General features: G+C 36.9%; 18 protein-coding genes and 1 other RNA gene. 1 reads left to right on the plus strand and 18 read right to left on the minus strand.

From position 1 onward, the window contains the following. Positions 1-81 precede the first annotated feature (81 nt). The 7 genes from ACFO3G_RS06665 to ACFO3G_RS06695 all read right to left on the minus strand — a co-directional run bounded on the left by ACFO3G_RS06665 (position 82) and on the right by ACFO3G_RS06695 (position 5,713). Positions 82-579 carry a hypothetical protein gene (locus ACFO3G_RS06665; RefSeq protein WP_380079193.1) on the minus strand — a complete coding sequence of 166 codons (498 nt, stop codon included), beginning with the start codon at positions 577-579 and terminating at the stop codon, positions 82-84. 100 nt (positions 580-679) lie between these two features. Further along, positions 680-1,444 (minus strand): metallophosphoesterase, encoded by a 765-nt coding sequence (locus ACFO3G_RS06670; protein WP_380079195.1) that lies wholly within the window; start codon positions 1,442-1,444, stop codon positions 680-682. 294 nt (positions 1,445-1,738) lie between these two features. After that, on the minus strand, positions 1,739-1,936 hold the full coding sequence (locus ACFO3G_RS06675; protein ID WP_380079197.1) for an ADP-ribosylglycohydrolase family protein: 198 nt from the start codon (positions 1,934-1,936) through the stop codon (positions 1,739-1,741). 24 nt (positions 1,937-1,960) lie between these two features. Further along, positions 1,961-2,140, minus strand: a complete 180-nt coding sequence (locus tag ACFO3G_RS06680; RefSeq protein ID WP_380079199.1) for a hypothetical protein — start codon at positions 2,138-2,140, stop codon at positions 1,961-1,963. 304 nt (positions 2,141-2,444) lie between these two features. Then, positions 2,445-2,851, minus strand: a transfer-messenger RNA (tmRNA) gene (gene ssrA / locus ACFO3G_RS06685). 283 nt (positions 2,852-3,134) lie between these two features. Continuing rightward, positions 3,135-5,423, minus strand: a complete 2,289-nt coding sequence (locus ACFO3G_RS06690) for a TonB-dependent receptor (protein WP_380079201.1) — start codon at positions 5,421-5,423, stop codon at positions 3,135-3,137. A 110-nt stretch (positions 5,424-5,533) separates the two neighbouring features. Continuing rightward, the gene (locus ACFO3G_RS06695; RefSeq protein WP_380079203.1) at positions 5,534-5,713 is read right to left on the minus strand and encodes a hypothetical protein; all 180 of its coding nucleotides are present in this window, start codon (positions 5,711-5,713) and stop codon (positions 5,534-5,536) included. A gap of 284 nt (positions 5,714-5,997) precedes the next feature. On the opposite strand from ACFO3G_RS06695, the gene ACFO3G_RS06700 reads away from it, so the two are divergent. Further along, positions 5,998-6,267, plus strand: coding sequence for a hypothetical protein (locus ACFO3G_RS06700; RefSeq protein ID WP_380079205.1), 270 nt, complete (start codon positions 5,998-6,000; stop codon positions 6,265-6,267). Between the two features lie 612 nt (positions 6,268-6,879). On the opposite strand, the gene ACFO3G_RS06705 is transcribed toward ACFO3G_RS06700, so the two are convergent. The 11 genes from ACFO3G_RS06705 to ACFO3G_RS06755 all read right to left on the minus strand — a co-directional run bounded on the left by ACFO3G_RS06705 (position 6,880) and on the right by ACFO3G_RS06755 (position 17,082). Next, positions 6,880-7,134, minus strand: coding sequence for a hypothetical protein (locus ACFO3G_RS06705; protein ID WP_380079207.1), 255 nt, complete (start codon positions 7,132-7,134; stop codon positions 6,880-6,882). Positions 7,135-7,320: 186 nt separating this feature from the next. Further along, on the minus strand, positions 7,321-7,788 hold the full coding sequence (gene smpB, locus ACFO3G_RS06710; RefSeq protein WP_380079209.1) for an SsrA-binding protein SmpB: 468 nt from the start codon (positions 7,786-7,788) through the stop codon (positions 7,321-7,323). A gap of 18 nt (positions 7,789-7,806) precedes the next feature. Next, positions 7,807-8,922: an LptF/LptG family permease gene (locus ACFO3G_RS06715; RefSeq protein WP_380079211.1), complete on the minus strand. Its 1,116-nt coding sequence runs from the start codon at positions 8,920-8,922 to the stop codon at positions 7,807-7,809. 240 nt (positions 8,923-9,162) lie between these two features. After that, positions 9,163-10,293 (minus strand): tRNA guanosine(34) transglycosylase Tgt, encoded by a 1,131-nt coding sequence (tgt, locus tag ACFO3G_RS06720; protein WP_380079213.1) that lies wholly within the window; start codon positions 10,291-10,293, stop codon positions 9,163-9,165. A gap of 70 nt (positions 10,294-10,363) precedes the next feature. Next, positions 10,364-10,834: an alanyl-tRNA editing protein gene (locus tag ACFO3G_RS06725; RefSeq protein WP_380079215.1), complete on the minus strand. Its 471-nt coding sequence runs from the start codon at positions 10,832-10,834 to the stop codon at positions 10,364-10,366. A 39-nt stretch (positions 10,835-10,873) separates the two neighbouring features. Continuing rightward, positions 10,874-11,449: a hypothetical protein gene (locus tag ACFO3G_RS06730; protein ID WP_380079217.1), complete on the minus strand. Its 576-nt coding sequence runs from the start codon at positions 11,447-11,449 to the stop codon at positions 10,874-10,876. Between the two features lie 10 nt (positions 11,450-11,459). Next, positions 11,460-12,626: a tRNA 2-thiouridine(34) synthase MnmA gene (gene mnmA / locus ACFO3G_RS06735; RefSeq protein WP_380079219.1), complete on the minus strand. Its 1,167-nt coding sequence runs from the start codon at positions 12,624-12,626 to the stop codon at positions 11,460-11,462. A 13-nt stretch (positions 12,627-12,639) separates the two neighbouring features. Then, on the minus strand, positions 12,640-14,430 hold the full coding sequence (gene argS, locus ACFO3G_RS06740; RefSeq protein ID WP_380079221.1) for an arginine--tRNA ligase: 1,791 nt from the start codon (positions 14,428-14,430) through the stop codon (positions 12,640-12,642). A gap of 225 nt (positions 14,431-14,655) precedes the next feature. Further along, complete coding sequence (locus ACFO3G_RS06745) at positions 14,656-15,297, minus strand: 4'-phosphopantetheinyl transferase superfamily protein (RefSeq protein WP_380079223.1); 642 nt, start codon at positions 15,295-15,297, stop codon at positions 14,656-14,658. 17 nt (positions 15,298-15,314) lie between these two features. Then, entirely contained in the window at positions 15,315-16,670 is a 1,356-nt protein-coding gene (locus ACFO3G_RS06750) for a hemolysin family protein (protein ID WP_380079225.1), read from the minus strand. A gap of 40 nt (positions 16,671-16,710) precedes the next feature. After that, the gene (locus ACFO3G_RS06755) at positions 16,711-17,082 is read right to left on the minus strand and encodes a single-stranded DNA-binding protein (protein ID WP_380079227.1); all 372 of its coding nucleotides are present in this window, start codon (positions 17,080-17,082) and stop codon (positions 16,711-16,713) included. Positions 17,083-18,224 lie beyond the last annotated feature (1,142 nt).

Below are 18,224 nucleotides of genomic sequence, written 5' to 3' on the forward strand. Positions count from 1 at the left end.
CTTCATGCTTAACCATTCGTTTTGACAACATTTCAATGATCTCTTTAGTGTTTTCGAACCGACTTTTGTCAGTTCTATTGTTTAACTTTTAATTTTTCGGTAAAAATTTACCGAAGTATTGTTCTTATTGACGATATAAATAATTTCAAGTAACAATTTATCAAGTAGGGAGTATAAATCACTTGAATGCTTCAAAGGTTCGTGGTAATAGTGAGAATAGAAATTCCTTAAACCATTAATAGTTTTAAAAATCAGATCCAAATTATCAATAAAACTACATATCTGATATTTACACTCCTTCTTGTCGAATGAAAAATGTTTAAGGAGTCCAATAATAGGGAAATATCGCTTGAGAAAATCTGCTCTTTTCTCAAAGTCTATCTGTGAAAGATTATTCTTAAGATATGACTTCAAGTTGGTCAGTTTTATATCCTTAGGTTCTATTTTTATATCAAACTCTTCTACAAACCCAGTTAATACAAGCCATATATTATTACAGGCTAAATTAAAATACCCACCGAAAAAGTGCTTATCACTATTTAAAGTATAATCATATTCAATTCTATTTGGTTCTTCCATAATATCTATTTTGTATTTTTTCGAAGTTAATAAATATCTCAACGAATTCATTTGTTATACTTATCCTCGTACTGTCAAATCAAAATACTTTACTATTCGTCTATGGATACGATCTCTTTGATATCAAGCATACGAAGCTTTGTTTCATTATGTAAATGTGTCCGGACTTATGATAATGTCCAAAAAACCAATTACGGACAGGATGATGGTGTGAAATCAGATAATCATAGAGTCGGCTTATGCGGTCACGCTCTGACCTAACCTCATCATCCAATGAATTGTCATTGGCACAATAATGCTCATAATCCTTGTCAAAAGGAAGAGGGTAAAATGATGGAGCCGCATGCGTGACAATAGTATCTATCTTAATACCTTGTACATCAAGCATCTTAAGTGTTTCTTCATCAAAATACATCTGTTCATCTTCCCAATAAATTTTACTCACATTCTTCCCCAAATCCTCATAATACTTCATACTAGAAATACGGAACTGACGATCGAGAGAGACAGCTCCTCCTACGCATAAGACCTGATGTCCATTTGTGCCAATAACCGTGTAGTCCGGCAAAGCTCTTACATAGGTGTAATCGATTAGTTTTTCTCTAAACCAGCGAGGGGCATCGTGATTTCCTCTGACTAAGAGGATAAGTGTATTCAATTGCTCAAGCTCATCATGCAAGATATTAAACTTCAAATCGTATGCTTTCCACTCGTCAAATCCTAAACCACAATCACCCACCACGACCACAATAGCATCACGGATCTGTTGTTTAGTGAGATTATAAACTAATGAAGAATACTCTCCATGAATATCACCACAGAAAAAAAGTCTGTCTGCTCGATCAGACAAATCTAAATATTGCATACACATACAAAAGTTGTATTAAAATAAATTTAGATAATAATGTTATAAAAAAGATATGCAAAATAGGAGCAGATGTCCTGGAAATACACTTCTAAACAAAAAGATTCTCTTAAAACATTCCACATTATATTTTCTCAAAACGACTGCCCGAATCTATTGCAACATAAATAAAGCATTTCAAGATATTACAGTAGCCAATCAAAGTCAGAATTAGGACATTGAGTAAAAATATTACTTCTTAAAAATCTTACCCAAAAATATGTTCATTGTAACATCATTGAAAGGGCTTCCTTCTTACCCATACGTCTGTTTGAATTTAATTATCACATCTTGCATCTCTTTGGGGAGATAGCCACTCGCCTTGACTTGTATATGTTTAGGTATTCCGTAGTATGCTTCTGCAATACTACCTGTAATGGCAGCACTATCACCACCGATTGATACCGCAAGACGAATAGCACTTTCAAAATCTGTACTTTCAAGAAAACACACAATGGCTTGTAGTACAATTATTTGTCACGTTTCATCAAATCTGTTTGTCTGTCTGATTTCATCACACGCTTGGTTTATATTGTAGCCATAAACATCTTTTACAGATTCAATGATAAGCCCAATATCCTTTTTCGTTCTTGCAAGATAAATGCAATCAGCAACACATTCAGCCACTTTGATACCTTCAGGGTGGTGTGTGTACATTCGGCTGATTTTATCGCATTCATCAACACGTCCTGTCTTGTAGAAAGATCCCCACAAGGAGATACACGCATTGCAGAACCATTGCCAAAGCTACTGTAAGGTTCTGGGTGTGAATACCATATATGTTCTTCTGATGATACGACTATACAAAACAACTGTTCGCTTACTCAGGTGTTTGAATGCCACTAAAGCAAGAACTATCTTCAAGATTGCGCAATCTATTTAGAATATCATAAAAAAATACCGTAACTCACTAAGAATTACGGCATTCAATATTCTTGAAACAAGCTATACAAAGCTGTTCATGTGGAGCTGGAGGGAGTTGAACCCTCGTCCAAACGCGGAAACAATTCGCTTTCTACATGTTTATTCACACCTGATTTGTTTGGAATAAGATCGGTTAGTGACCACCCATTGATCTTACCCCTATCTCTCTAATACACTGTACAGTCCGAGAGAATGACTGACAGAGGCCCCGATTTACGTGCGTCACCGGATCGGATTACCTCAGGACATTGGTGTCCGGGTGACGTCTCGTCCCTGCGACTATCGCGGGGATAAAGCAACTAACTTACTGTGCTTCGGTTAGGCAGCGAGAGCGTAATTATTTTCGCCAACTAAAATTTTTGAAGTCTAGGATTATAGTGCCAGGCAACTAAGCACTACATGCTTACAAACCGGTTCTACACGCTGTCAAAGCCAGTCAGCCCCGATTTTGATTAGCAAAGATAGTAATATTTCTTTGAATCTGTATGTTTGGAACTTTATTTATGGGGAATGAAACGGCCAATTCATATTATCTCCCCCACCCTATGCAACGCATACTTAATATGATTGGCATAATCATAAGACATTGATTGCAAAAAGCAACCATCATTCATACTATTTTCACATTACATAAAGGATTACTTACCATACTTTGGGAGATTTGTTTTGCATGACGAAGCTTTTCTCTTTAGGAACAATCGATGCCCTTTGTGATCCAATAAAACTATTATTGAACTAAAATACCAGAATCGTTATCGTAGTTTTTTATCTTTTGTTCTGCTTTCTTTGGACTCTTTCCAAAATTAAAAACATAACTCACTTTTAAATATACCATGTTTGCATATCCTGTAGTCTTATTCCATGTCTCCATCTGCAAAATAGCTTTAGGGTGCGTCGACTTGCCATCACTATATTCTTTCATGAATAAATACTTTATGCCACCTCCTAAAGACAATCCAAACTTAGTACGATAATTTGCCTCTATGAAACTTGCTTGTGGATGTTTTTGAATAAGCTGCCCGGTAATGCTTTTTAAAGGAGTCTGATAGAATATTTTTGCATTCCATCTTTGAAAATTAAATGATAGTTCAGGTATAAATCTAAAAGACGAAAAGTTCCAATTTAGACCATTTGACTTCATGTTATCCCAATAAAAAGCACCAGTAAGTGATAGTACCACCTTTGGGTTACCCAATGGCATTACATTAATCTTCCCCACCATCCCAATTTTCTGTAATAGGGATATATTGTCATAGGATTGAGCAATGTAGTCTTCCGTATCCATAAAAAATGGGACAAAGGCATGAGGTGAATGCTTATAAAAAAGATTCCAAGCCGTAGTAGCATAATTTGAGGAGAAATACCCTCCAATCAAAAATGTATTCTGTTTATAGGAAGTCAATTTGGGATTTCCCACATAAACATATTCGGGAGCAAATATCACAGGAGTTTTACTAAGTAGAGAAATACCCGGATTAATCGTTTGTCTTAGAATATAGGTAAACATTGAGCACTTCTTTGTCGGATTCCATGATACACGAAACTTTGGTGTGAAATCTAATGTAGAAAGAGAATTCTCAATGTTGGGGTTGGAAAAATAACCATAACTTAATCCTAAACTAAGGTAATAGTTGATTTTTCCTTTTTGAAAGGAGAAATCCGTAAAGGCTCTCAGAGTATGTCTATATGTATTGTCTTCATGCTCTGTATCAGTATATATTATTTGCTTGTTATGCTCAATAAAATCATTGAAGCCAACATTTAAAACAATATTCTTTGTGCGATATTGATATTGGGCATCCGTTATTAAGGAGTACTTGTTCCCTTCAACCAACAAATCATTTGAAAAATCAGCATCTCTATAGGAGGATGTTAATTGTGTATCATACGCTGTCCCTATGACGTTTAAAAGGAGTTGACTTGATTTACCAAACATTTTTTCTCCATACAAGTCTATAGAATACAATTTATATTTGTCCCTTGTTGTTTTGTTTATTTGCTGAGATAAGGTAGCGTCCGATAGATTTTGAGAAACGCTTTTATCTCTATCGTGTCTTTCGCCTCGAAGAGTTGCGCTCAATTGATGCTTGCCGGGATCAGCATAAGTAATTCCAATTTTACCTCCATTTAAATCCCATTTGAATGGAGAAGGCAACCCTTCCCTTTCTTGATTGTATTCATTTCCTCGGAATGTGTAGTTAATCGTTTCATCTTCAAAAGACCTACTACGACGGTACAAGTTGCTAAAATCAGCAGTTAACCTCACCTTATTAAGGTTGTAAGTAAAATTAACTTGATTATCTCCACTGGCGATAGTGACAGCATTGCCGGCATTCACAAAAACAGTCCCCCCGGTAATACTCTTGACCGTTACAATATTAATAAGGGCTCCGACGCCATATCGAGCAAAACGAGCTGGCGGATCTTCATAATAATCTATTCTTGAGATCAATTTTGGTGGCAATGCCATCAGGTCATATTCTGTTGCATTAACTCCATTAATCAAAATTTTCACTTTCCGACCATCTATAGATTGAAGTTTTTGATTAAAGTCTAAACTTATAGTTGGAATTAGAGATGTTGCATCGAGGGTATTGCTAAAAAGAGACAGTTTTTTTGCATCAAATCTAAAAGATTTGTGATCCATAAAGTCTTGTAATTCCTCTGGACGCACAACAAGCTCTGACAAGTTAAAACGGTTTTCTTGTAGTATAATAGTACCTATATCTGGAGATGTATGGTTTCTTGTATAGGTTTCAAAACCAACACAAGAAGCTTTTACAATAAAATTTTCCGGAAGTGTTTGATTAGATATACTTATAGAAAAATGCCCGGAAGAATCTGTTATTCCGCCTTCAATTAATGTATTATTATCTCGCAGTAATGAGATACTTACAAATTCGATACCTTTCTTTAGAGAATCTGTAACCAATCCATGTACTATAACTTGTTTCTGAGCAGACATCTTTATGCACGCAAACATCAAAAGGCAGATAAATAGTTTTAACTTTTTCATTGTTCTACAGAATTATATTTATAGCAAGAACCATTGAAACATCCCGGATCAAGCATATAATCGAATTATCTTCTATAAGATTTTACGCAAAAAGAACAAATCATAGATTCTTACATGGACTTCTTTTTCAGTGATACCGGCAAAGTCAATGAGATAGCGACTTTTGTCTGAATATTATTCTCTGCTGCTATCAGCAAATCCGCTTCCAACAAAGTATCTTGAGTTCCAAACGATGTAGGAACAAAAGACTCCGCTAAGCTGGATCTATCCAATTTTACACACAAAATCATCGTATCATATATTGCAAATATAAATAATTTAATTTGTATTAACACTACTTTTATTTGTGACGTTTTATCAAGTTTTCACTACAAGTATGCAAGAAGAAAAAGAAACAAGGGACGATTTACTATCTTTTTATTTCATCCATCTAATTCTAAAACAACACACATTATTGCTTTTTCGGAGATAGATTAGATCTCATAGGCACTTTTATAGCGAAGAAAGCGTTAGAATAGTCATTGCAAAAGAGTATTCTTTTTAGTATATTGGTCCACATAAAAGAATAATAACCATGACGATAAGCATATTACTTACAATACTTTTAATGATTGTTCCGCTTAGCAGAACAATCCTCTTTGCAAGTAAGATATGCCTTAGTCAAAGGGGACACATCAATGACTTCTTAGATATCAAATACAATCTTTTGAATAGTCCTTCTCATTGGGCTGCGAAGCTCATAATGAAAGGGCCTTATATGTTAAATAAATCTAAAGAGACTAATAATCAAAAAGGCTCTCAAAACATCTTAATTCAACCGCAAAATCTTAAATCAGAGAGTTAGGGTCACCTGACCTTCTTGCCAAATTTGCCCGTTTTATTAGTACAAAACGGGCTTTTTTATGCGCTATTTTAACAAATAAGATCACGCGAGATGCAATCTGTTCTCGCGCGACTTTGGATCTGATCTCGCGCGACCTTGACATGCGAAGTCGCGCTGCTTCAAGTGCAACCTCGCGCGAGTTTACTTTCAAGGTAGCGCGAGAATGGATTGCAAGTCGCGCGACCTTCCAAAAAAGGCCGCCTGAAAGCTGTTTTTTAGTCGACGAGAGATTGTTTCCATGACGTGTTATATACAATTTAACATATTACCATACCAATTAATCTGCTTCCATCTATTTTTTGAAAGATAAAAAGCCTTTTTGATACCAATAATCTGCTGTTTTAAAGCAAAAAACAGCACACAGATACTTTACATTATTTATACAATCAACAACTATTTTAAGCAAAAAGGTGGGCTTATATTTTACTTAAAACACTCCTTTGTTATGGAAAATGACTTATAAATAGTCCTAAGTTCACAATAGAAATATATAGATACAGGTTAATATTGGGTGATCAAAAAGTTCTTCAATCCAAATCACCGAAAGCTATTTTTTGATTAGCAACGAAGAAGCTATTCTGTCGGATTCTCCAAATAATGTATTTTCTTTCCTTTTTCTTTGGCGTACTTTATTTCCTTCGATGTACTTTGTCCAATATATCCTCCCGGATTAATAACAAAGATTTCGTCCGATAAATCTATTTTGGCCAAATGTTGCTTGTCAAGCATTTCTTTGATTCCGTCTTGCCATACTTCATTATCACCTGAATGTCCGAAAAGTCCTACTGAAATTACGATATATCCTTTTAAGCTCAATTTCTTTTGCATCTCTATAAATTGAGTTTTGAACCTTGTACTACCACAAAGAGTGATAATTTTGAACCCATTAACCATATTTCTTATCCTATTTTGATGGTTACTTCTATATAATCGGAGAAATAAAAATCGTTTGAATGAAATATAAATAGCATTCAAACGATAGTGATAAATTGTTTTTGAGATGATCTATTGATATTAATAGCTCTTATAAAAAGCTCTTTGCATTTCTCGTTTATCATCCCTTTCTTTGAGTGCAGCCCTTTTGTCATATTGTTTTTTACCTCTCACCAGAGCTACATTTAGCTTTGCCAAACCTCTATCATTTATAAAGAGTTTGAGAGGGACAATCGTCACACCCGGTGTTTTGACAGCCTCTTGAAGATCATGAAGTTCTTTTTTATTGAGCAATAATTTTCGATCTCTTCGTTCTATATGGTTATTGTATGACCCATACTCATAAGGTGCGATATACATATTTTTAGCCCATAACTCTGATCCAAAAAACAGACAAAAAGAATCGACAAGGCTTGCCTTTCCTGTCCTTATGCTCTTGATTTCCGTTCCTTGCAAGACCATTCCTGCCGTGAAGGTATCGAGAATCTCATAATCAAAGGTTGCTCTTTTATTTTTGATCTGTATATTGTTTGATTTAATCTTTTTCATAACAAATGTTTTAAAGCTTTATCTCGGAGCTTTCTTATACAAATATAATGCAATCAAGATAAAGACAAAGTTTGGAATCCAGGCAGCAAACCAAGGAGACATAGTTCCTGTTGCTGCAAAGGTACTTGTCATGGTCATAAACATGATGTATCCAAAACTCAATCCAAGGCCCAAAGCAATATTAAATCCCATTCCATTTTTCTTCTTTCTGGCACTGAGCGAAACACCTATAATGGTCAAAATAAATGCGGTCATAATGGACGCTATCCTCTTATGAAGTTCTATTTCAAACAAGGATGCAGTTCCCAACCCTCTCGCCTTCTGTCTTTCAATATACTGATACAGCTGTGGCGTAGTCATTGTTTGCACATCGTCCATTCCAATTAAGAAGTCTGAGGGCTTCAAATTGATTAGGGTGTCCATTGTTTCGCCTGTTTTTACAGTTTCTCGATTGTTTTTGAAAGACATATCAACCCAATTATGTAGTTTCCATTTGCCATTACCGGAATACTCCAGCATTTCTGCTGTTAACCGTGACTTAAGAGCATTGCCATTGAACCTTTCGAGCGAAAACTGATAACCTTGATTGACATCTTCTGCGTATGATCCCAAATATACGAACACATTTTTCTTAACCTCCATCTGTACACTCTCGGCATAAGTGACCTTATGACTCTTCTTTCTAAGGTGTTGATTGGTATAGTCCATCATAATCTTACTGGAAGGTGGTATAATAAAACTATTGAGAGTAAAAGTCAGCAAAGCCAAAAATGCCGCAGAAATCATATACGGTCTCAAAAGCCTCTTGAAACTTATTCCGGTCGATAGCATAGCTATAATCTCCGACTTTGCAGCTAAATTGGATGTAAAAAAGATAACTGCGATAAATGTAAAGAGGGGACTAAATAGATTTGCGTAGTAAGGGATGAAGTTGAGATAATATTTAAAGATAATATCATGAAGAGTCACCTCCGGTTGCAAGAAATAACCGATTTTCTCGTTGATATCAAAGACAACAGCCACCGTTATAATCAAGAAGATCGAGAAAAAATAGGTCCCTAAGAACTTCTTAATAATGTATATATCCAACTTTTTTAGAATTGGAGTCTTACTTCGTTTGAGTTTTGTCTTCATTTGAGAAGTTGTTTTATTACGCTGCTTTAATACTTAAGCCATAATCTGATTGTTGTCATCACTATTGGCTATCTCTTTATGTACCTGCAGAAACACAGTCTATATATGAAAATGACTACGCTTGGAGGTTGTTTTGGACTAATAGCAATAAGTACAAATCTCTTTCAAAGCATCACGAGAGGCATCCAAGCAGCATTTTTAGATCTGCTTGATACTACCCTCTTCGCTATTACTTTAAACTTATATTCTTCTTCCTAAATCTTTTACTACTTCCGGATACCATGTTCCAAAGTCGCCATCAATAATATGCTTACGAGCCGTTGTGACAAGGTCAAGATAGAAAGCAAGATTGTGTATTGATGCAATCTCCAAAGCCAATATCTCTCCTGCTTTAAACAGGTGATGAAGATAGGCCTTACTATACCTTTGGTCAACAAAAGAGGTACCCATAGGGTCAATACAACCAAAATCGTTTGCCCACTTGGCATTCCTCATATTGATCGTTCCCTGCCATGTAAAAAGTTTAGCATTACGTCCATCTCTTGAAGGCATGATACAATCAAACATATCCACCCCTCTTGCTATTCCTTCCAATATATTGACAGGTGTACCGACTCCCATGAGATAGCGAGGTTTATCCTTAGGTAAAATCTCATTGGTAAGCTCTATCATCTCATACATTTTCTCTGTCGGCTCACCCACAGCAAGTCCTCCAATAGCATTGCCATCAGCACCAATCTCGGCTATCTTCTCTGCAGCTCTTTTACGCAAATCGGGATAGACACATCCTTGCACTATTGGGAACAGACTTTGATGATAACCATACAAAGGCTCTGTCTCTCCAATCCTTTTGACACATCTATCGAGCCAACGCTCAGTAAGATCCAAAGACTTTTTGGCATAGTTGTAATCGGCATCACCCGGGCAACACTCATCAAAAGCCATGATGATATCAGCACCAATGACACGCTCGATATCCATTACTCGTTCAGGAGAAAACAAATGCTTAGAACCATCAATATGGCTGGAAAAATAGACACCCTCCTCCGTTATCTTTCGCCGTTCAGCAAGACTAAACACCTGAAATCCACCACTGTCTGTCAGGATAGGTCTCGACCATGTACCAAACTTATGAAGTCCTCCGGCTTTTCTTAAAATATCCAGCCCCGGCCTGAGATACAGGTGATAAGTATTACCAAGGATAATCTTGGCATTGATGTCTCTTTCTAATACCGACATTTCCACAGCTTTGACCGAACCGACAGTACCTACCGGCATAAATATCGGTGTAGGTATCTCGCCATGATCTGTCGTAATAAGTCCGGCTCTTGCTGCCGTAGTGCTACAATTATGCTCTACTTTATATTTCATTCTATTTATGTAATCTATAACAAGCTATGTGTTACTTTGTTGTCTCTTTTGAGAGATAGCTCTGTAACTCTTAACAATTTGTATTCAAAAGCTTAAATCGAATCCTCAATATACCATCCTTATAATCAGAACTTGAGATCTTAAAAGTTCCAATTTCAGATGTATTTTTGACATGAAGTCCAATGCATAGACATTCATCATAGTCCCCCACTTTGACTATTCTCACTGTGTCAGAAGCATTCTCCGGAAGACGATCGGTAGGAATCCTGCCTTCTGCCTCCTCTATGGTAATAAACTCATGAGAGACATCCATATTTCTTGAGATAACCTCATTGACTGTATCTTCAATTTTTTGGATCATTTCGGCTGAAGGTTCCTTTGGAAGAGCAAAATCCATCTTACTTTTTTTCTTCTCAATGTGAGCTGAGACAGATCTACCGCACCCAAAGAGATTGATCATTGTCCTATTGACAATATGCTCTGCCGTATGCATTGGAGGGTATTCTTGTTTATTATGTTCGTTTAAGATAGGTGATTCCATTACTTCAATTTGCTAATAATGATTAGATAAGAGCTTCGATCAGAATTGCAATCCGACTTTAAGACTGATAGCCTTAAGGTACTCCGAGTCTTTATATTGCGGCCCATTCACTCTAATAATTTGGTACTCATGGTTTTGCATATTAAATCCGACAGATGCGTAAACACCAAGATAGCCTGTTGTAAATTGCACACCCAATTGTGGATTAAGCATAAAACCAAACTTTGTGCCACCATTGCTACTCGCATTGAAAGTATAACCGCCATCTAATCTGATAAATGGTCTGACATTTTTTTGAGGTTCTCCAAAATTGACTTGTAAGACTCCAAATACAGGAATGGGCATCACCTCTTCACTTTTGGAGTATGAGTCATCCGAATTGCTGGTAGATGATGAAGTAAAAAGTCCTATCCCGACACCTGTACCTAAGAAAACATATGGAGATACATTCGCTCCATTGATCATAGATAAGGTATAGATATTACCATTGCCACTATTCATTCCAAAAGAACCTCCAAGTTCAAATCCTTTTCGATAAGCACCAAACTGTGCACTGGCTGTGAAGAGACAACCAATAAGCAATAGTGTGGTTAAGATTGATTTTCTTTTCATCATCTTTCCTTTCTTATTTTCCTTTTGTAATCATGCCACTTCCGTAGCAAATCATATGTTCCGTATCGTATACTGAGGCATATTGTCCGGGGGCAATCCCTTGAATCGGCTCATCACTTATGATTCGAAAGCCCTTATCGCCCATAGGTTCCAAAAGACCGGTAGTAAACTCCGGAGTATGTCTCACCTTGAAAGTAATCTTCACTTTTGGAAGTTCCTTATGCTTTTCCAAATCAAACAACTTAGCCTCGTCTTCTTTGGACCAGAGCCCAACCTTTCCGGAGATAAAGTTAAACTCTTTCATCTCTATGATATGACCATACTGCTCTTTTGGGTCGTAACCTCTGCTGACAAGCAAAATATTCCTCTTAACATCTTTTTTGACCACAAACCAAGGTCCGCCACTTAGTCCAAGCCCTTTGCGCTGACCAATCGTGTGAAACCAATATCCCTTATGCGTTCCTATCGTTTTACCGGTCTCACGATCAATGATGCGTCCGGGTTTTTCACCAAGATATCTTTTGATAAAGTCATTATAATTAACCTTGCCCAAGAAGCATATTCCCTGACTGTCTTTTCGCATGGCCGAAGGGATTTTTGCATCCTTGGCTATCTCTCTGACTTCAGACTTATCAAGATGACCAATAGGGAAAAGAAGCTTGCTGATCTGCTTAAAATTGATTTGTGCCAAGAAGTCAGTCTGATCCTTCACAGGGTCTTTGGCAGTACCAAGGTATGTAATACCATCATCAGTATAGGTCGTTGCATAATGTCCGGTCGCTATGTAATCAAAGTTATGGCCATACTTCTCTTCGAAACACCCAAATTTGATCAACTTGTTACACATCATATCCGGATTTGGAGTCAAACCTTTGCGAACGGTTTCGATCGTATAAGAGACCACCTTATCCCAATACTCCTCGTGAAGCGACACCACCTGCATCGGAAGGTCATACTTACGCGCAAGCAAAGTGGTTAGCTCAATATCTTCTTCTGCCGGACAATCGACAAAACCATCCTCATCCTGCATTCCTATGCGAATATAAAAAATGGTTGGTCTAATGCCTGCTTCAACAAGTTTATGAACTACCACCGAGCTGTCCACCCCACCACTGACAAGAGCGGCTACTGTGGGTTGCTTACCCGATTTGAGAATATCTTCTAATCTATTTTGTATCATCTAAATCTCTTCCTTACATTCTTTCAGGCATCTCAATACCCAAAAGTCCCATACCAATTCTGATCGTACGAGCGAAGGCGCGGCTAAGCTGTATACGGAAAGCCCTCAAATCTTTGTTCTCCTCCTTCAATATGGAGAAGTCATGATAAAACTGATTATACTCCTTCACAAGATCATAGCAATAATTAGCAATAAGAGCGGGAGAATAATTCTTTGCAGCCTCTACCATCACAGCAGGATACTCACTTATCATCTGTACCAAACTTTCTTCCTTGGGTTGCAATGTAATGTCGGAAGCAAAATCTATTGTTTCAGCATCACATTCTGCCTTGCCTACCAATGAACAAACACGAGCATAAGCATATTGAATAAACGAAGCTGTATTGCCATTGAAGTCAATGCTCTCTTTTGGATTGAAGGTCATATTTTTGCGAGGGTCTACCTTAAGAATAAAGTACTTAAGAGCTCCTAAACCCACTTTGCGAGCCACTTCCATAGCTTCTTGATCCGTCATGTCACCCGCCTTGCCATTCTCACGAGCCAGCTGAGCAGCATTTTCGATCATCTCATCCATAAGATCGTCGGCATCTACGACTGTACCCTCTCGGCTTTTCATCTTACCTTCGGGAAGCTCCACCATACCATAGCTAAAGTGTGTAAGCCCTTTGCCAAAAGCAAATCCAAGCTTATCCAAAAGAATACTAAGCACCTTGAAGTGATAATCCTGCTCATTACCAACCACATATACCATCTTATTTATTGGATAATCCTCAAAACGCATCTTGGCTGTACCAATATCTTGAGTCATATACACCGAAGTACCATCTGCACGAAGGAGGATCTTACGGTCAAGACCCTCTGAAGTAAGGTCAGCCCACACTGAGCCATCCGGATCCTTTACAAACAGACCTTCATCTAATCCCCTAAGGACCTCTTCTTTACCGACAAGATAGGTATTGCTCTCATAATAGATCTTATCAAAGCCAACCCCCATACGTTTGTATGTTTCATCAAAACCGGCATAAACCCATGTATTCATTTTATTCCAAAGTGAACGCACTTCGGGGTCTTCAGCTTCCCAACGACGAAGCATCTCACGAGCCTCCTTCATTAGTGGAGATGCCGCTTCTGCCTCCTCTTTGGTTTTGCCCTCTTGCATAAGTTGTGCAACTTCAGCCTTATAATGCTTATCAAACTCTACATAGTAATCACCTACCAAATGGTCCCCTTTCTTGCCACTGGACTCCGGAGTCTCGCCATTGCCCCACTTAAGCCATGCAAGCATTGATTTACAGATATGAATTCCTCGGTCATTGACAATATTGGTCTTCACAACTCTAAAACCTGCGGCTTCCATAATCTGAGCCAAGCTAAAACCAAGTAAGTTGTTTCGTACATGGCCCAAATGAAGAGGTTTATTAGTGTTTGGAGAAGAGTACTCAATCATTACAAGAGGCGCATCCTTAGCAACCTCAATACGGCCAAACTGGTCGTCAGACAAAATATCTCTGAGAAGCGCAACCCAAACAGTTGAAGAGATCGTAAGGTTCAAAAAACCTTTGACAACCTCATATTCCGATACTTCTCCAACCTCTTTGACCAAGTAAGACCCAAGTTCTTCAGCTGTCTGTTGAGGATTTTTTCTTGAGATCTTAAGCAGAGGGAAACACACTACTGTAAGATGTCCCTTAAATTCTTTTCTGGTCTTTTGTATCTGAATCTGGTCCTCATTTGGACGTTGACCGTAAAGATGCTCCACTGCATCCATAATACGGCCCGCTAATAAGTTGTTTATATCTATCATAATTGCAAAATGCTTTCGATTTCCATTTAATCTACAAAGGTAAGAGTTTACGACGGAAAGTCATTAGTTTGGACAGAAAACAAGTAGTTCTCAAAAAAGTAAAGTTAGAAGTTGCTTATAAATTGGATAGAAAACAAAATGAAAGAGAAAGATATCCATGGTTTTATTGTCAGTTAAGGTCTTATAACCCTATCTCAAATATCTATTTCAGAGAGATTTCCTTATTTATGCTAAGATATAGGCAATCAATAGGTTGTTATCAATTAGCTTTACTTCAACCATTGAATCAAACTTATGATTATCTATCTCTATTTGAAATGATAAAGAGCTCTCTTGCTCGAGATTCAACTCCCGATTTGATAGATCTTCGTTACATCTTATATTGTTAAGTTGCAAAGTCGGAATATGTGATGAATATGCTTTGTACAAAGCCTCTTTGGCAGACCATATAACTGTAGCAATACGCATTCTCTGTTTATCACCACAAAGATTATCATCTTCACTATCAAACATAAGAAGCTCTTCCCTTGTCATAAATTTTTGTCTTACCCTTAGGGGACGCTCAGAAATCTCTTCAATATCAATTCCAACAAACGGATAGCTTTTTGACAACAAAACAGATACAGCCGATTTACAATGACTTATTGACAATTTAATATCTGGGAAACAATCTAAAAATGGTGCGCCATTACGCTGATGTTTTAGCTCAATCAAACCTTTAAATCCAAAAACAGATGATAGTAACCTCAATACCTCTTCGCGTTCGAAACTTAAATAGTCAGGTCTTTTAAAAGCAATCTTTTCCGGATTGATCAACCTGTAATGCGGAATATCAAAAATAGTATGAGAACTAAAAAAAGGGTCCATTCTTATGCTAATAAACCTTACTTGGACTCTTCTGGTACAAGCTCTTCACCGACATACTGGAGTTTAACTTCCAATATTCTGCGTTTGTCCATGGATACAACAATAAAATGCCATCCATTGTACCACACTTCATCACCCGGATGAGGCAACTCTTGCTTAATCTCCAAAATCAATCCACCCAAAGTATCCACTTCTTCTGCTGCCGGATCAAAAACATCATCTTCCAAATCCAGATATCTCTTGACATCCGTAAGTGAAGTTTTCGCTTCAAAAAGATAACTACCATCAGCATATCTTGTATACGGGAATTCCTCTTCATCATACTCATCAGTAATCTCGCCAACAATCTCTTCCAAAATATCCTCCATCGTAATAATACCACTCGTTCCTCCGAACTCATCTACGACAATAGACATATGAATTTTATTGGCACGGAATTCTTCTAAGAGGTCATCGATTTTCTTATTCTCAGGGATAAAGTATGCGGGTCTAATCAAGGGTGCCCACGTAAAATCATCTCCCATATGCTTGTATGGGATCAAATCTTTGAGATATATCAATCCCAAAATATCATCTTCCGTCTCACGAAACACAGGTATTCGGGAATAGCCGGAAGAGACAGCAAAATGAAGCATCTTCGTAAATGGCCATGAATAATCAATGTCGACCATTTCAATACGAGGAACCATAATTTCACTTGCTGTCTTATTATGAAATTTGATAATCTCGCTGATCATAGTCTTCTCTTCAAGTGCTGATGCTGTTGTTGACAAAGAGACAGCTTTAGACAAATCATCCAAACTTAAATCATTTTGCTTACCACTACTCTGCACAATAGATGTAGAAAAAAGATTCATCGAGCGAACAAGCAACTTAGAAAAAGGTTTCAATATTGAACGGATAACCTTCATCTTAGGAGCCGAAAACCGAGCAATCTTCAATGGTGCTATCTGAGCATAAACTTTAGGAATAATTTCTCCAACTAAAAGAAGGATTAGAGTTAAAACAACAGTCTGAATAATAAAGCCCAGAACAGGAGCATTTGTAAAGTCAAAAAGGTTGGCAACAATATAGGTACTGAGCATTACAATACCAACATTCACAATATTGTTACCTATCAAGATAGTGGCCAAAAGCTCTTCCGGACGATTGAGTAAATCTGAAATCAGCTCATCCTCATCTTCTTCATTATCCTTAATGGAATCACGATCGGATGGAGATAACGAAAAGAATGCCACCTCACTGGAAGACATATAGCCGGAAGCTACCAACAAAAGAACAAAAAGGATGAGTGCAACAATTACTCCGGGTCCTTCTATTCCTCTAACCTGTACTTTAGAGAATATATCTATAAAAGACGTAAAATAGTCCAAAATCAATTCTGTTTAAAAACAACATTATTGAAAGCAACAATCAATCCGATGCTCCCTTTTTTTCTGACACATCTTTCGTTACCATATCAAAAAAGTTTATACGATCAGCGACAATCTCTGTAATATATCGCGTAATACTCTGCTTATCGACATAGCTTCGATAACGAATCTTGCCTTCAACATGAAGTGGCATTCCTTTTTCGATCCACTTCTCTGCAAATTTAGCATGCTCTCCAAAAGCAACAATATTATGCCAATCAGTTCTATCCGGAATTTCATTACCATTGGCAAGAGTAAAACCTCGCTCATTGGTGGCCAAAGAAAATTGTGCAACGCAATTCTCCTTATCAAAGTAACGGATTTCAGGATCCTTACCTACATAGCCTATCAAAATTGCTTTATTCAGCGACATAATATTCTAACTAATAGAAGAGTAAAACAATAACAAACTTATCATCCACAATAAAATGGATTAAACCCATTATTGTTGACACAAAAATAACTTGCTTTCAACAAAATAAAAAATAAATACGCATAAAGTCTTGGCAACTTATCAAACAATTTCGACTAATGAAAGCTCAAATACTAATCTTAAGTCCTATTTTAACTTCATCTATCAACAAGTATTTGGATAGCAAATCAAATGATTGACAATTAAGAGGTGACTTTTCTATCAATATTAATAACATTCTTCCACTAAATCTTACTATCATTCTGTACAAACGGCTTACCTATTTGACAAATTAAGTACGCAACAACTCCTAAATGCACACCAATTCAACGAGATAATGCAATAAACAAGAGATTAAATATCACATTAAATAATAATAACATATTCATTTTCAATTAATTATATCAATGTGATAGATTTTATATATCGCATGATAGAGAACACATGTTGACATATATAGTTAGTAGAGATACATTTGCAGTGTCTAAAGCGTTAGATGTGAATGCTTTGTTAATCAAAGTATTACTTCAGACCAATAATAGGAATGCTGGAATAATGATTACTAAGATATGTTGGAACATATATCGTGAAGTTATCTATAGTGCTTCTCAATGTTGACAAATCCATGTCCGTCCTAAGTGGCATTCTTATCTAAGCAATACATTGTAGTTGGTGGTTTTACTACAAAATGTATGTAAGTATTTGACAGAAATCAGAAAATGTATGTCAATGTATTTTCATGCAGAGAATGTATGTCAATGTATTTTCATGCAGAGAATGTATGTTAGTATTCGTATTGAGAAACGTATGTAAGTATTTTAATTTTTTCATTGAAAGCAAGCCCGTAGACCTACGCGCTTGCTTTTTTCATGTATACTGTGAGAGCACAAATTATAACACATCGCTAAATCATTTAAACACCATAAATGCAACCACTACTTGTTTGAAAAAAAACAAGGGTAGATTCATTCATAGACTGATATGAACCCCAAAAGTTAGACTCAAAACTTTTGGGGTTTATTTATGGAATCAAACAAAAAGAAAAGACGAAAGCATAGTTATTATGATCGTCTCCGTTACATGCATATGTTGGAGGAAGGATA

The organism is Falsiporphyromonas endometrii, from assembly GCF_042654485.1.
GTDB lineage: Bacteria > Bacteroidota > Bacteroidia > Bacteroidales > Porphyromonadaceae > Porphyromonas > Porphyromonas endometrii.